This window comes from Humisphaera borealis (genome assembly GCF_015169395.1).
Taxonomy (GTDB): domain Bacteria; phylum Planctomycetota; class Phycisphaerae; order Tepidisphaerales; family Tepidisphaeraceae; genus Humisphaera; species Humisphaera borealis.
Window position 1 is genome coordinate 6,712,514 of record NZ_CP063458.1, and the last position, 13,739, is coordinate 6,726,252.

13 protein-coding genes are annotated in these 13,739 nt (G+C 62.7%); 5 read left to right on the forward strand and 8 right to left on the reverse strand.

The features are described 5' to 3' along the window. Positions 1-194: 194 nt before the first annotated feature. The 3 genes from IPV69_RS25270 to IPV69_RS25280 form a co-directional block, all read right to left on the reverse strand. Complete coding sequence (locus IPV69_RS25270) at positions 195-917, reverse strand: ABC transporter ATP-binding protein (RefSeq protein ID WP_206292506.1); 723 nt, start codon at positions 915-917, stop codon at positions 195-197. A gap of 250 nt (positions 918-1,167) precedes the next feature. Continuing rightward, positions 1,168-2,196, reverse strand: a complete 1,029-nt coding sequence (locus IPV69_RS25275; RefSeq protein ID WP_206292507.1) for a FecCD family ABC transporter permease — start codon at positions 2,194-2,196, stop codon at positions 1,168-1,170. Beyond that, positions 2,193-3,467, reverse strand: coding sequence for an ABC transporter substrate-binding protein (locus IPV69_RS25280; RefSeq protein ID WP_206292508.1), 1,275 nt, complete (start codon positions 3,465-3,467; stop codon positions 2,193-2,195). The genes IPV69_RS25275 and IPV69_RS25280 overlap by 4 nt, the downstream gene beginning before the upstream one ends. A 283-nt stretch (positions 3,468-3,750) precedes the next feature. Here IPV69_RS25280 and IPV69_RS25285 point away from each other — a divergent pair, with 283 nt between their 5' ends. Then, positions 3,751-4,692 (forward strand): hypothetical protein, encoded by a 942-nt coding sequence (locus IPV69_RS25285; RefSeq protein WP_206292509.1) that lies wholly within the window; start codon positions 3,751-3,753, stop codon positions 4,690-4,692. 195 nt (positions 4,693-4,887) lie between these two features. Here the strand turns inward: IPV69_RS25285 and IPV69_RS25290 are convergent, their stop codons facing one another. Beyond that, the gene (locus IPV69_RS25290) at positions 4,888-5,775 is read right to left on the reverse strand and encodes an NAD(P)H-hydrate dehydratase (RefSeq protein WP_206292510.1); all 888 of its coding nucleotides are present in this window, start codon (positions 5,773-5,775) and stop codon (positions 4,888-4,890) included. 80 nt (positions 5,776-5,855) lie between these two features. On the opposite strand from IPV69_RS25290, the gene IPV69_RS25295 reads away from it, so the two are divergent. Both IPV69_RS25295 and IPV69_RS25300 read left to right on the forward strand, forming a co-directional pair. After that, positions 5,856-7,166: an outer membrane protein assembly factor BamB family protein gene (locus IPV69_RS25295; protein WP_206292511.1), complete on the forward strand. Its 1,311-nt coding sequence runs from the start codon at positions 5,856-5,858 to the stop codon at positions 7,164-7,166. Positions 7,167-7,180: 14 nt separating this feature from the next. Then, positions 7,181-8,545 carry a porin gene (locus tag IPV69_RS25300; protein WP_206292512.1) on the forward strand — a complete coding sequence of 455 codons (1,365 nt, stop codon included), beginning with the start codon at positions 7,181-7,183 and terminating at the stop codon, positions 8,543-8,545. Positions 8,546-8,868: 323 nt separating this feature from the next. Here IPV69_RS25300 and IPV69_RS25305 read toward each other — a convergent pair whose 3' ends face one another. The 4 genes from IPV69_RS25305 to IPV69_RS25320 form a co-directional block, all read right to left on the reverse strand. Further along, the gene (locus tag IPV69_RS25305) at positions 8,869-9,798 is read right to left on the reverse strand and encodes a hypothetical protein (protein ID WP_206292513.1); all 930 of its coding nucleotides are present in this window, start codon (positions 9,796-9,798) and stop codon (positions 8,869-8,871) included. Between the two features lie 254 nt (positions 9,799-10,052). Then, positions 10,053-11,066 (reverse strand): reverse transcriptase family protein, encoded by a 1,014-nt coding sequence (locus IPV69_RS25310; protein WP_206292514.1) that lies wholly within the window; start codon positions 11,064-11,066, stop codon positions 10,053-10,055. Next, positions 11,029-11,367: a helix-turn-helix transcriptional regulator gene (locus IPV69_RS28025; RefSeq protein ID WP_206292515.1), complete on the reverse strand. Its 339-nt coding sequence runs from the start codon at positions 11,365-11,367 to the stop codon at positions 11,029-11,031. The genes IPV69_RS25310 and IPV69_RS28025 overlap by 38 nt, the downstream gene beginning before the upstream one ends. Before the next feature lie 29 nt (positions 11,368-11,396). Next, positions 11,397-11,630, reverse strand: coding sequence for a hypothetical protein (locus IPV69_RS25320; RefSeq protein WP_206292516.1), 234 nt, complete (start codon positions 11,628-11,630; stop codon positions 11,397-11,399). Between the two features lie 584 nt (positions 11,631-12,214). Between IPV69_RS25320 and IPV69_RS25325 the strand changes: the two genes are divergently transcribed. After that, the gene (locus tag IPV69_RS25325) at positions 12,215-12,565 is read left to right on the forward strand and encodes a hypothetical protein (protein ID WP_206292517.1); all 351 of its coding nucleotides are present in this window, start codon (positions 12,215-12,217) and stop codon (positions 12,563-12,565) included. A 145-nt stretch (positions 12,566-12,710) separates the two neighbouring features. Further along, the gene (locus IPV69_RS25330; protein WP_206292518.1) at positions 12,711-13,577 is read left to right on the forward strand and encodes a cyclase family protein; all 867 of its coding nucleotides are present in this window, start codon (positions 12,711-12,713) and stop codon (positions 13,575-13,577) included. Positions 13,578-13,739 lie beyond the last annotated feature (162 nt).

A 13,739-nucleotide genomic window follows, 5' to 3' on the forward strand; every position in this document is an offset into this window, starting at 1 on the left:
ATCAGGCAGGCGCGGAAAGTGTCTGTCCGTAGTCGATGCACACACGCTGCTACCGGGGGTTGGGTGGAAGCGTTGCCCAGGATCGGTTAGCCGCGACCCGAAGGGGAGCGCGACGAACACCAACGACCACCACCGTCCAGCGACGTCCGACTTCCGCGCCGTCGCGCTCCCCTTCGGGTCGCGGCTAACCAGGCTCACAACCCCGTCACCACCACCGGCGGTTTGCCTTCGCGGTCAATCCGTTCCATCGGCACGCCGTACACCCTCTCGAGCAGTGTCGGCTGAAGGACTTGCGATACCGTTCCTTCGGCGGCCACCCGGCCGTCGGCGAGGAGCACCAACCGGTCGGCAAACATGCCGGCGAGGTTGAGGTCGTGAGACGCCAGCAGCACGCCAATGCCGCGTTCCCGCGCCCACCGCCGCAGCAGGCGGGCGAGCTCGACCTGGTGCTTGAGGTCGAGAAAGGTGTTGGGCTCGTCGAGAAGCATCGCGCGGGGTTCTTGCACGAGGCACCGGCCGAGGAAGACACGCTGTCGCTGCCCGCCGGAGAGTGCCGACATGCGACGGCCGAGCAGTTCGGTCAGTTCCAGGTCGGCCGCCGAGCGCTCAACGACTTCGGCATCGCGCGGGGATTCGAGCCCGAACGCGCCCCAGTAGGGCGACCGGCCCAGCGAGAGCGCATCACGCACGGTTTGCGTTGCATCCCACAACGGCGTTTGTGGAAGATAGGCCGCCGTTCGGGCCAAGGCGCGCGGTTGCCACTGCGGCAGCGGTTTACCGTCCCAGGTGATCGATCCCGTGGTGGTCGCGAGTTGCCCCAGAAGGCACCGCAGCAGCGTGCTCTTGCCCGAACCGTTGGGTCCCAGGAGTGCAACAATCTCACCGGCGGCGAGCGAGAGGGACAGCTCGCGCAGCACAGGCGTCGCGCCGTAAGAGGAGGTGAGATTGGTTGCGTTGAGTAGTGTCAGATGACAGTTCTCCTTTTAGCGCCATCCCCGAAGGGGTGGGCTCGGCGCAGATTGCGCGACGATCAGAATGAACCCGACAGCGCTCATCATTCCCGTCGATCCATCTCGAACTTCTCTATCCGTCGCACGGGTCGCGCCGATCCCACCCCTTCGGGGATGGCGCTAAAAAGGGTAGTCACATCGGTGACCGATCCACTCATCACCCGCGGCGCGTCTTCAGCAACAGCATCAGGAAAAACGGTCCACCAACCAATCCCGTGAGAACGCCGACCGGCAGTGCCGTCCCCGCAGCGCCGGGACGGGAGAGCACTCTCGTCGCTGCATCGGCGACCGCAAGCAATCCGGCACCCAGCGCCGTGGCCAGCGGCAGCAGCTTGCGGGGGTCGTTGCCGACGAGCAGTCTCGCCAGGTGCGGGCAGACGAGGCCGACGAAACCGATCGGCCCGCTGACCGACACCGCCGCCGCCGTCACCAGGCTCGCGACGATCAGCGCGGTCCACCGCAGGCGGTTCACGCGAACGCCCAGGGCTTCGGCCTCGGCGTCGGACAGGGCGGCGACATGCAGCTTGCCGCCGGCGTAGAGCATGACCGCCCAGCCGATCGCCACGCAAACGGCGGCGGCGACCTTGTGGCCGGTTGGCAGCGTCTGCTGCAAGCCGCCGACGAGCAGCGCGAGCGGTCCGCCGGGGGTGGCGGGGTCTTTCACGAGCGCGTTGAGCAGCAGGAAGACGGCACCGTTGACGGCATTGACGATCACGCCGACGAGCAGAAGCGTGACGGGTTCCAGCCGGCCGCGCTGCGTCGCCAGCAGAAAGACGATGGCTACCGTTGCCACCGCGCCGACGAAAGCGAACACCTGCTGGCCGAGATACTGCTCGCCGGCCATGAACGCGAGCAGGGCGGTCGCCGCGGGAAACTGCCAGAGGTACGAGAACAGCGTCGCACCGGAACTGACGCCAAGCAGGTAAGGGTCTGCGAGCGGGTTTCTAAGAACCGCCTGGTAGACGACGCCGGCCGAAGCGAGCGCCGCGCCGACGAGCGAGGCGAGAAGCACGCCGTCCAGGCGAATGCGGTAGATCACACGGTCGGCAGGCCAGGCAATCTGTCCGGTCGACCCGACGGCCAGGCACGCCGCGGCGAGCAGCATCCAGACGGCGACGCTAAGCAGCAGTGTGACGAAGAGGCGGCGTCCGCTCCACCGCGCATCGCCGGAGGCGAGGGAGGTCATGCGGCCTCCGGCGTGGAAGAGATCACCACGGAGGCACGGAGACACGGAGGGCAGCGCGCAGCATGTCGCTCCCACTTGTCATCCTGAGTCCTCACGCGGCGCGACGCACCCGCGTGCGATGAAAACATCTCCGGTGCCACGGGTCGGCGGTACTCCGCAGACCCGTGCGCGAGTCGGGCCAAGACACGGGTCTCCGGAGTACCGGCGACCCGTGGCACCGGTTCGCGAGTCACTTTCAGAACAGGTACCCCGAATGGCCCCAGGATGACAGATGGCAACATGCTCCAGGTTGCCCTCCGTGTCTCCGTGCCTCCGTGGTGATCTCTTTCCTCGTTTGCCGACTTCTCCGGATGCAATGCCGCCGCAAACCGCTCGGCGATGTTGCCCACGTTCAGTCCCGGCCAGAGCAGATATTCCTCGGTCAGATAATGGACCTGTCCCGCGTTCTGTGCCGCGACCGGCATCGTCTGCCAGAAGTCCCTGGCCTTGGCGACCACCTGTGGCGACGCGGCGGGAAGCAGGTTCAACACGGCATCGGGGTTCAGGTTCAGCAGCAGCTCGCGGTCGAGGGTGGGATAGCTGTTGTCGTCGTAGCCGGGACCGGAAAGCACGTTCTTCCCGCCGGCGATCGTCAGGACGTCGTCCAGAAAGTTCCCGCCGCCGACGGCTTCCAGCGGGGTGTCGGTTCGGCTGATGAGCGTCCGCACCGGCGGCTTGCCGGCGACGCGCGCCGCGACCGCCGTCAGTTGCGCGCGGAGCTTTGTCGCGGCGGCCGTCGCCTTGGCAGGTTCGCCGATCGCCGTGCCGAGTTGGTCAAGTGCCTTATAGATATGGTCCAGGCGGTTGATCTCGACGTTGATCAGCCGAATGCCATAGCCCGCCGCCCGGTCGGCCAGGCCGGTGGGCATCTTGTCGGCGCGGAACTGGACGATCAGCACGGCCGGCCGAAGCTCGGCGATCTTCTCCCAGTCGATGGTCCGATAATCACCGACGCCCGGCAGGTCGCGCGTTTCGCCGCGGGTCTGATCGAAGTTGCTGACGGCGACCAGGTGGTCTTTGGCACCCATGCCCACGATCAGGTCTGTCGCCGCCGGCGAGATGGAGGCGACCGTCACTTTGCCCGGCGAGGTGGCGGGGTTCTGCGCCGATCTGCGGTCGCAACCGACGACGGCCCCCACGACGACGACCAGGCAGAAACAAAGTACCACCACCGAGCCCCAAGCCCCGCGGCAACCGGCGGCAGAGCTTTGATTTAGGGTCGGAATCGCCATTGCCGCAGAGCGTAGAAGCGATCGAGGCATGGTGTCAAACCGAGGTGCGACCAGGGATCGGCGCAGACACTCCAAGGGTCATGCAGCTTGCAAGAGCCCGAGGTACTCCGAAGCGCCGGATTCTCGTCGTGATCGAGCCCTGTGAATCCGGGTCCTCGGAGTACCTCAGACCCCGGCGTCGCAACGGCGCGAATGGTGCGAGACTTCACGCAGTTCCGCGCAATCCAACTTTCACACGATTCCATTCAAGAATCCCGGTTGTCGTGGACCGATAGTTTTCAGCATGACAACCCTCAGCACACTCATCGGAGCGTCTCATCCGTCCTTCGGTCTCGGCGGGTCGGCTGGGGCGAAGTCTGGTTTCTGGAAGCGTATCGGCGGCGTCTTCCGGTGGCGCCGTAACAGCGCGGCCGAACTCGGATCCGAACGAAGCACTGCCGAGTCGGAAGCCAACGACGAACAGACCGAGGTCGCCGTCGCGGCCGCCGCGATGAACAAGGTCGTCGATGACGACGAACTCGACGCGCTCGGTTTTGAGCTGCAGCCTCACGGTGCCCACACGATTGACGAAGACCTCGACGCCGGGTTCGGCGACCTGCTTCCCCCGGAACCGCCGTCCCGCCGCCAGGTCCGCACCAACAGCAAGCCCGACTCGGCGGTTGACGAAGTCCGTGCCGGCATGAGCGCACTGGCGTCGCTGCTCACCGGCATCCAGCAGCACATGGAGAAGCAGGACGCCCGCCAGGAAGAGCTCGCCGAGCGGCAACGCGAAGTCGTCGCCTGCCTGAGCCACCTGCCGATGGCGTCGGCGATCCAGAATGAATCGCTGTCGGCGATTCGCGAACAAATCACCCAGGGCGTCGCCACGCAGACGCGCCTCTGCTCGGCCCTCGAGCGCCTCGGCGGCCTGCAGGAGACGACCGGCGACGCGCTGACGTCGATCACCCGGCGCATCGACCAGATGGACGCCCGCGACGCGAATTTCGCCAGCAGCATGGAGAAGGTGTGCGATGCGATGCAGACCGTCAGCCGGGCGAGCGAAACCGGCGCGATCGTGCTGGAACGCGTCCGCAACACCCTCGCCAGCCAGCAGGACGGCATCAGCACCACCCTCGACAAGCACCAGAACCGGTTCAACGCACTGATGGCGGTTGCGATCGCGGTCTCTGTCGCCGCACTGGCGGTGGTCGCGGGTGTGGGATATTTGGTGCTGTCTAAGCTGTGACTTTTGGCGCATCCAGCATTGGTGGGGCAGTCATTCTTGTCTGCCGCGTTCCCGCGATGCCGGCATTCCTGCCTGCTTGAGCGGGAACGCGTCCCATCGGCGAATCACACGTCGCTTCGATGATCTCGACCGGGCAGGAATGCCCGGCCCCCGGTCATCGAGGCAGGCAGGAATGCCTGCCCCACCGGGGTTCCACTACATCGCGCGTAATACTTCCCCGATCGCCTCGACCACATCCCGCGCCAGGACACTGCGCGGTCCGAGCTTCTTCCCGGCGATCTCACCCGCCCGGCCGTGAATCCACGCGCCAAGGCTTGCCGCTTCGAAGCGTTCCATGCCCTGGCCGATGAGCGAGCCGATGATTCCCGCCAGCACGTCGCCGGTGCCGCCCTTGGACAGACTGCTGTCGCCGGTGGTGTTGACGTAAACCCGCCGGCCGTCGGCGATGACGGTTCGCTTTCCCTTCAACAGCACGACCTGCTTGAACGCCCGCGCGGCGGCGACGGCGACGCGCAGTCGGCCGGCGTCGTCGGTCGGAACCCGGGGCGGTCCGCCGGCAGGATCGCTCCCGCCGATCAGCGGCATCAGCCGGGCCATCTCGCCGGGGTGCGGCGTGAGGACGGCGCGGAGCGACGTCGTCGCCGGCCATTCCCCGCTGGCGGCGATCAGATTCAGGGCGTCGGCATCCAGCACTGCGGGTTTATCGACCGTCAGCAGTCGCCACAGCCGCAGCCGCGCCAGGCGCGCGGTCCCCATCCCCGGGCCGACCACCAGGACGTCGGCCTTGTTGGCCGCCTCGGCCAGCATCGTTCGGTTCGGGTTCTCGCCCAGCGGAAGGGATGTCAGTTCCGGCGTGATCGACAGCGCGAAGGGTACCATCGCCCGCGGAAGCGCCAGTTGCACCAGACCCGACCCCGTCCGCAGCGCCGCCGTCCCGGCGAGCACCGGAGCGCCCAGCATCGCATCGGATCCGCCGACCACCAGCACCCGGCCGAACAGGCCCTTGTGGCCGTCGTCCGGCCGATCGGGCAGCGGCGGGGGATTGGGGACAACTTCAAGATCGGTCGGCATTTCATCGCTCATGGCCTAGGATGGTATCAATTGCCGATGCCGACGCGGGAGCGTTCACGGATCAAGAAAACCATATGCGAGGATATGTCTCAATGAACCGTCGATACTTTGCCAAGCTGCTCGTGCTCGCATCCACTGCCCTTGTGACCGTCCCCGCCTTCGCCCAGGACCGCGAAAAGGGTGTCGGCGACTTTCCGAAGCTCTCGGCCGACCGCGACTGGCCCTGGTGGCGCGGGCCGACGCGCAACGGCATCGCCGCCGAAGCCCCCAACGCGAACCTGCCGACACAGTGGAGCGAGACCGAAAACGTGATCTGGAAGGCCGATGTTCCCGGCCGCGGGCATGCCTCTCCCATCGTCGTGGACGGCAAGATCTACCTGACGACGGCCGACGAGCAGAAGCAGGCGCAGTCGATCGTCGCGTTCGACGCTGCGACCGGCCGCCAGCTCTGGAAGTCCGACATCAGCCAGGGCGGGTTCCCGCCGGAGATTCACAAGAAAAACACCCACGCCTCGCCCACCGTCGCCTGCGACGGGGAGCGGCTGTTTGTCACGCTGCATCACACCAAGGCGGTGCACTGCATCGCGACGGACCTGACCGGCAAGGTGCTTTGGAAGACGACGTTCGCCGCGTTCGACCCCGGCCAGTATCCGTTCGGCTATGCGCCGTCGCCGGTGGTCTACCGCGATACCGTCATCGTCGCCGCCGAGTCGGACGGCGAACGGTGCATTGCCGCACTCGACCGGGCGACCGGCAAGCAGGTCTGGAAGACGGCTCGAACCACCAACACCAGCTACAGCACGCCGTCCATCGGGTTCGTCGCCGGCCGCGATCAGCTCCTGATGAGCGGCGGCGATCAGATCACCGGGTATGACCCGGCGACCGGCAAGCAGCTCTGGACCGCCCCGGGCACCGCCGCCGCCACCTGCGGCACGGCGGTCTGGGAAGGCGACATCGTCATTGCCAGCGGCGGGTTTCCCAAGAGCAACACCAGCGCCGTCAAGGCCGACGGCAGCGGCAAGGTCGTCTGGAGCGTTCCGCAGAAACTCTACGAGCAGTCGCTGATGGCCTACCATGGGCACGTCTACGGTCTGCTCGGCAACGGCATGCTCTATTGCTGGCGGACCGCCGACGGCAAGGAGATGTGGAAGCAACGGTTCCTCGGCCCGGTGAGCGCGTCGGGCGTCGTCGCCGGCGGGCACATCTACTGGGCTAATGAGCGCGGTACCGTCTACGTCTTCAAAGCCAACCCCGAAAAACTCGAAATGGTCGCCCAGAACGTGCTCGGCGATGAATCGATGGCCAGCCCCGCGATCGCCGGCGGCCGGATCTACCTGCGCGTCGCCCACAACGGCGACGGCGGGCGCAAGGAAACCCTGTATTGCATCGGGAAGAAAGAGTGAACGGCCCGATGTGAGTGAACGCCTCGCTGGCCACAGCACGTCTTGCCGATGTTTTGCCGTACCTCGCCAACCGATTGTTCCCGCTGCTGGTCGCGACCACCTTTGTTGCCATCGTCGGACACTCGGCCCGGGCCGATGACGAAAGCTATTCGGAGCTTGTCCGCCGCGTTCATGAGCTCGAAGCACAGGTCGAAAAGCTCGAGACCCGCGATCGCGTGGAAAGGTTCGAAACCGCCCGGATCGATCGCACGATCGACGCCATCGCCCGCGACGCCGAACGCCGCAGCCAATTGCTCCTCCAGTCCGGCGCGACGGCCGGCTACCGCAACGGCTTTTTCATCTCCAGCGACGACGGCAACTTTCGGTTCCATCCCAGCCTGCTGTTTCAGTTTCGGGGCGTCAGCAACACCAACGACACCGACAGCCAGTCCGGCTTCGAAGTACGCCGCACCCGGCTGCGGCTCGACGGCCACCTCTTTTCCCCCGATCTGACTTACGGCTTGATCTGGGATACGGCGCGGCAGGGGGGTGCCGTCAGCCTGCTGGACGCCTGGGCGGCGTATCGATTTGCGCCCGACTGGCAATTCAAGATCGGGCAGTTCCGCGAGTCGTGGTTCCACGAGTGGGATGTCGCCCCGCAGAACCAGTTGACCGCCGAGCGCAGCCTGGTCGCCCAGGAGGTCGGCGGCAACCTCACCGATCGCGTGCAGGGGCTGAGCCTGACCTACGGCGGCGTGGGGACGAACCCGATCCGGGTCGAGGTCGCACTGCACGATGGGGCCAATTCGCAGAACACCGACTTCCGCGACAATGTCGGGCTTACTGCGAACGCCGCCAACTTCGGCGTCGGCGGGCGGTTCGAATACCGGATCGCCGGCGACTGGAGTTCCTACGCCGATTTCTCCGCCCGCGAAAACAAGCAGCCGCTGCTGGTGCTGGGCGGCGGGTTTGATTTCACCCAGCGAGGCGACCTCGATACCACCCTCGCCACGGTCGATGCGACATTCGAGACCGCCACCGGCTGGTGCCTCTACGCCTCGGCGACCGGCAAGTTTGCCGACACCGCACAGGGCCAGCGCCGCGACTACGGTTTTCTCGCGCAGGCGGGTTATCTGCTGACGCCCGAGTGGGAGGCCTTCGCCCGGTATGACGTGCTGTTCCCGGACGGCGACGAAGCCGGGCCGTCGCAATACGCCGAGATCACCGTCGGCGTGAATCGCTATCTAGGCCCCGGCGGATCGGCCGGCCACCGCGCCAAGATCACCCTGGACGCCGGATGTCTTCCGGACGGAGCCCCCTCCAACCTGACCGGCATCGGTGCGATCGCAGGGCACGAACGGCAGTTCATCATTCGTGCGCAGTTTCAATTGCAGATCTGAGAGACGTCGCAAGCGACCGCCGTCCTGTCTTTGCCACCGGGTCACGTTCCCTGCTGCGTTGACGTAGTCGCCGGCCGGGCGAGAAGCCGGCGGACTGGGCGGCGTGGGTGAACAAGCCGATCGAGGCGGCGGAGATGGACGCGACGAAGCTGAGCGTCGCACGGGGCAGGCCGTACGGCTCGGCGAAGTGGACCGCAGCGACGGCGAAGAAGCTGGCGCTGGAGTAGACACTCCGCAACCGCGGCCGGCCGCGGAAGGCACGGGAGGACGACTAACAGAGTGATGTCTGATCTCTCCGTTGGCGTTTCCCTCTCTTCTTTTTCTTAGGTGCTGGACAGCCTCTTTTCATCTTTGGCCGTACGGTGAGCTTCCCTAAGTTCGTCGCCAAGGCTCTTAATCTTTATCTCCAGATCTTCGTCGGACATATTAGCGGAAGGCGGATACCATGGCTCGAACTTCCTTTCGCGCTCAGCCTTTGTCTTTGCAATTATGTCGATAGCCTCTTTCACTAGTTCTCCGCTAAAGCCAAATAACGGAAGAACGTTGTAGCCAGCCTTGAAGGATAAAATGGCTACGACAGCGCCTACTAGAAGGCCAAGAGTTGGCGGAAGTATCACCGTCCAAACGGATTTCTCCTTTTCGAGCAAATCCCCAAGCGGAGCGGAAACAATGTCCAAGCCTTTCTTCTTTACCGCGACCACGGCATGTGGTGATTCTGCACCCTCAAAAATATACTCACCGAGAAATACTGGGTTTGTTCGATTTACCACCTTGAGATTGTATTCAATTCTAACAGAGCTTGCAGGGCCAGTAGCGGGCTGTGTCTGAGGCGTTATGGGCAGTATAGGCGTAGGGCTTGGCGGCGTAGTTGCTTTGTCTTGCAACAACTTCGGCCGTTGACCATCTTTGCCGGTGAATGCGACTTCGACGGCTACGTCTTCATAGTCCAAATCACTCTTATTGAAAAGGTAGACACTTACTGTGCTCACATTGTCCACAGGCTTGCCGTCGATGGCTATGTGGAGTGACTTGCCTTGTAGATCGGGCTTGCGAAAGAGGCTAGGCGATGACGCGACTGAATAGGTGAGCTCACGCATCCGGCCACTGTGCTGAGTCAAGCCACAGGTGACTGGGATGGTGACGAATGCCGTAAGTATCACCCCAATGATGGTGGTGATGAATGGGTTGTGGTGCCACTTCGATCCCCGTGCCGATGGCGAGGTCGATGCCGACTTATCTGATTCTTCCACCATGCTAGGGAGTGTACCAACAATGGATCAGTGGGCAACGCTTGTCCACCATTGACGACATCTATGACCATTGAGCTGGGTAGAATAGACGGCGTCAAAGTACGGAATCGCTCCCCCATGGTCTCGTTCTGAAGGCCGGCTGCGACGCCCAGAGGTCGCCCATTACTGTGTCGCTTGGCGGCGCGAAGGGCTCGTGTCATCCCGTTCTTGCATAACGAGTCAAGCGTGGGCGGGAGGGTGTAGATCTCTCCCGCCACTCATGTCTCTGTTGAATCGAGGTCGCTCTTTTGCATGCGAATCAAAGTTTTCTTCTGTACGACTAGGCCGCGCGAGCGGCCGACCGCCATCGCCTGCGTCCAGTTGACTTCTCGGAACCGTTGCAAAAGCTGACGTTTGCGGTCGCGGTTAATCCAACCAACAAATTGGACGCGTCCCCGGACTTGGCTCTCAGTGTAAAAGGGTCCGTCAAAATGGCGGTCGTTCGAGAGTTCACCCGCATCCGCAAGTTGGCGCTCTAATTCCAATACATACTGTTCGCGCACATCAAGCCGACCGTTTCTTACACGAAGCTGCGTGATTGTCATTTCGTCCTCAGAGAGCCGTCCGAATCGACTCTTCTCCAACTGGAGCTCGAATCCGTTGCCGGTGACGATCCGTTCGAGCAAAGCAGATACTCCGCATGACTCAGGTGACAGATCGAACGATCCCGAGATGGCGATGTCGTCAACGAATCTCGAATACGAAAGTCCCATACTTCGGCATGCCCCGGCGATTCGCGCGTCAATCGGATGAAACAGTTGATCGGCAAGAATGGGGCTCGTCGGCAGTCCGAGCGCCAACTTATAGTCGTAGGTGGTGAGCTTCGTGCAAAGACGGCTAACATCTGGCGAGCAATTCAGTCGCTTGCTGAAGAGCTGATAGACCCGCCTGTGACCGATGGAGGGGTAAAAGTTGCTGATATCCGCTGAGAACAAGTAGTTTGCGTTGAGATGGCACGACGCATTGGTCTTGATGTTGCGACCACTGATTCCCCCATGACTGTACGGCGACACGTTAAGTACAGGCAGCAGAACAACACGAAGCAAACGTGTTTGAATCTGCTTCAGCTTCCCCTTTACATTCAGCACTTCGCGTTGCTTGTTCGGCCGCGTCGGATCGTTGAGGAGCAACGTCTCTATCCAATCGTCGGGCCTGTCCGCGACGTCGCGAAGTACCGAGAGCGAGACGCCGAGCCTATATGCTAGATTCTTTGGCGTCTTTAGATTCAGCATGAACCTCTCCCCGGTCGAAAAGGCCTAGTTGTGACCGAAACGCCGATGCAAGGCTCTGCGCGGCGTCGCGCACGGGTGCCGGAAGTGCGTTTACGTCCCCGTGAAGGCACCAGGTGACGACGAACAAGTCAGCGTCAAACACGTCCCGGTACCGCGCAGCAAGTTCAATTGACGGGAGAGCCTTCCCTTTCTCCACGTTACATAGATGAACTGGCGAGATATCGAGGAGGTCTGCCGCTCTCTTCTGGCTCAGGCCGCGAGCTTCTCGGATCTGCTTGGCTGTCTCTCCAAGACGATTCATTTCGGCCTCGTTTTTTGGTTTGGGAGGTCTTATTCGTGTTCAATAATCCCGCCAATCAGGCACATCGCTTTCGACGTTTCGGACAATGCCGTTGCAATGTCGGGCACATCGAGGGTCAACGCGTCAGTGACGTTATCACGGATCCGATATAAGACCTCCCGACTAGTTTGCCCCGTATCCAAGTCTTCCAAAGCAGACCAGAATTCAATGATCTGCTGTTGGACCTCCGATACGGGTGACGATCTGGCAAGAAAACTTCTCATCTATTCTCCTATGAGGGGAACTAGGAGTTCCACAACGGAACCCACCACTCAAAGGACTGCCTGACGCGAGTACACGACGAGACAGTGCTAGGAGATGACGCCACGACCCGGACACGACGACCGAGTGGGTCGGCACGTGTGGGGAATGGGTCCCGGCGCAATTCTCATTGCGCCGTTTCAGGCCCTTAGCGGGCAACGTCCAGACATCGGACGTGCATAGGAGAGAAGCCAGATTGTCGACGGTAATTAAACCATCGCTTTAATAAACTGCAAGTACCAAATACGGATTGTGGATAAGTTTTTCCGCAATACAGCATGTAGTGGTTGGGTTGATCCAGCCTTTGAGCGGTGGCGCCTTTGGTGCTGACGAGCGAAAATCCTGGAAAAGCGATCATCGATCGACGACATCGGCTGATTAATGGGCTACAATTAGGTGCTCTATTAACATAAGGAGGCTACTATGCGTGACGAGTTTGGGCGCGTGAAGGTCTGTACGGATGGGACAGCCGGGCCGTACGTGATGATTTCTCCGTCGCTTGATGAGCGTGTGTCTGAGGCGTTAAGGGCGGCTGGGATCACGTTCATTGTTGACCGAGACGCCGTCCGGGTTGACGGTCAGCCCGCCGCCGTCGTTTTCAATTTTGGGACCAATGGCGCGCCGCCCGGGCAAATCCAAGCTGTCCTTGACGAAATTGAATGACGAACGGGAGGATTCGCAATTGGAAGACTACGTAAAACGAGAACACGGCACCTACAAAGGTCATCGTATCCGGGAGGTAATGAAAGGGACCAACTCGACGCACAGTGGTCTGAACGACTTCGAGGTATCCATTCCATCACCACCAGGCAATATCCCTGATACCTGGATTCCTCAGATCAAGTGTCATGCCACGCTTGAGCAAGCAAAGGCGTGGATTGACAAACAGCAGAAGTAGGGGTTTCACATCGCCGTTTGTTCGAGAGAAGTGTGGGCGGAAATGGAGAGATCGGGCATCACTGTTCCTATTTGGGCAGCGGAAGGGGCGGGGGTAGGGACCCTCCCGCTTGAACCTTCCGCAACCGATTTGTAGCCTGAACCTGATGCGATCCATCTCCCTGACACTGGCGATGTTGATGGTCTTGGCGGGGTGTGCGACGGGTGGCAAAGCGGGTGGCACCAACCATGGCTCTGGGGGTGACCCATCGCCGCGGCCGGTCGCGATCGACCCGGCGAAGGTGATCGACCTGTCTTACGCGTTCGGCGACCAGACGATCTACTGGCCGACCGCCGAGCCGTTTAAGCTGCGGCGGGTTGCCTACGGCCGCACGCCGGGCGGGTACTTCTACGCCGCCAACAACATCAGCATGGCCGAGCACGGCGGAACGCACATGGATGCGCCGATCCATTTCGCCGAGGGCAAACGGACCAGCGGCGAGCTTCCGCTGTCCAACTGCATCGGCCCGGCCGCCGTCATCGACGTGCGGGCCGCCGACGCCGACTACCTTCTGACCGTTGACGACCCGCTGGGCTGGGAGCGGGCGCACGGCCGGCTCCCGCGCGGCGCGATCGTCATCATGCACAGCGGCTGGGGCGAGCGGTGGTCGGACAAGAAGCGGTACCTGGGCACCGACGTGCCGCTGGACGTGGCCTGGGACCGCCGAGCGCTTGCCGGCATGTCGAAGAGCCGAGCAGGCGCTCGGCGGTCCCGGGGGGCGAATCACGATTGGCTCATTGAACGTAGTTCTCATACGAGCACTCTTCTTCGGGTGCTTCGTGCCTTCGTGCCCTTCGTGGTGAAACCGGACTTCCAGAAAGCGGCGGGCGAAAAAAGGTTTGCAACTTTTCGCCTGCTACTTAACATATACCGTACAATATCGCGGGCGTCGGCCGGGGTTTTGGCAGCCCTGTCGGCGGCCGGTCAGGCTTCGCCTTGGACCGGTCTCCGTGCGCGGCACTGGCGGGTGTGATCCGCTGGGGCAGGCGTTGACTCCGCGGAGAAAGAGGAGAGCCGGGCGATCGGGGACGATCGCGCCGGACGGTCTGGTTTTGGCGGGCAGAAGCGATGGACAGACCAGGAGACGAAGGGACGACGTGCGCAGGCTGATCGATCACTTGGGTTCGTTCGGCAA

Coding starts and splice junctions, on each gene's coding strand:
- IPV69_RS25310 (WP_206292514.1), bottom strand. CDS start 11,066: ATGCTGAATCTAAAGACGCCAAAGAATCTAGCATATAGGCTCGGCGTC.
- IPV69_RS25290 (WP_206292510.1), bottom strand. CDS start 5,775: ATGAGCGATGAAATGCCGACCGATCTTGAAGTTGTCCCCAATCCCCCG.
- IPV69_RS25285 (WP_206292509.1), top strand. CDS start 3,751: ATGACAACCCTCAGCACACTCATCGGAGCGTCTCATCCGTCCTTCGGT.
- IPV69_RS25330 (WP_206292518.1), top strand. CDS start 12,711: ATGCGATCCATCTCCCTGACACTGGCGATGTTGATGGTCTTGGCGGGG.
- IPV69_RS25280 (WP_206292508.1), bottom strand. CDS start 3,467: ATGGCGATTCCGACCCTAAATCAAAGCTCTGCCGCCGGTTGCCGCGGG.
- IPV69_RS25305 (WP_206292513.1), bottom strand. CDS start 9,798: ATGGTGGAAGAATCAGATAAGTCGGCATCGACCTCGCCATCGGCACGG.
- IPV69_RS25275 (WP_206292507.1), bottom strand. CDS start 2,196: ATGACCTCCCTCGCCTCCGGCGATGCGCGGTGGAGCGGACGCCGCCTC.
- IPV69_RS25295 (WP_206292511.1), top strand. CDS start 5,856: ATGAACCGTCGATACTTTGCCAAGCTGCTCGTGCTCGCATCCACTGCC.
- IPV69_RS25320 (WP_206292516.1), bottom strand. CDS start 11,630: ATGAGAAGTTTTCTTGCCAGATCGTCACCCGTATCGGAGGTCCAACAG.
- IPV69_RS28025 (WP_206292515.1), bottom strand. CDS start 11,367: ATGAATCGTCTTGGAGAGACAGCCAAGCAGATCCGAGAAGCTCGCGGC.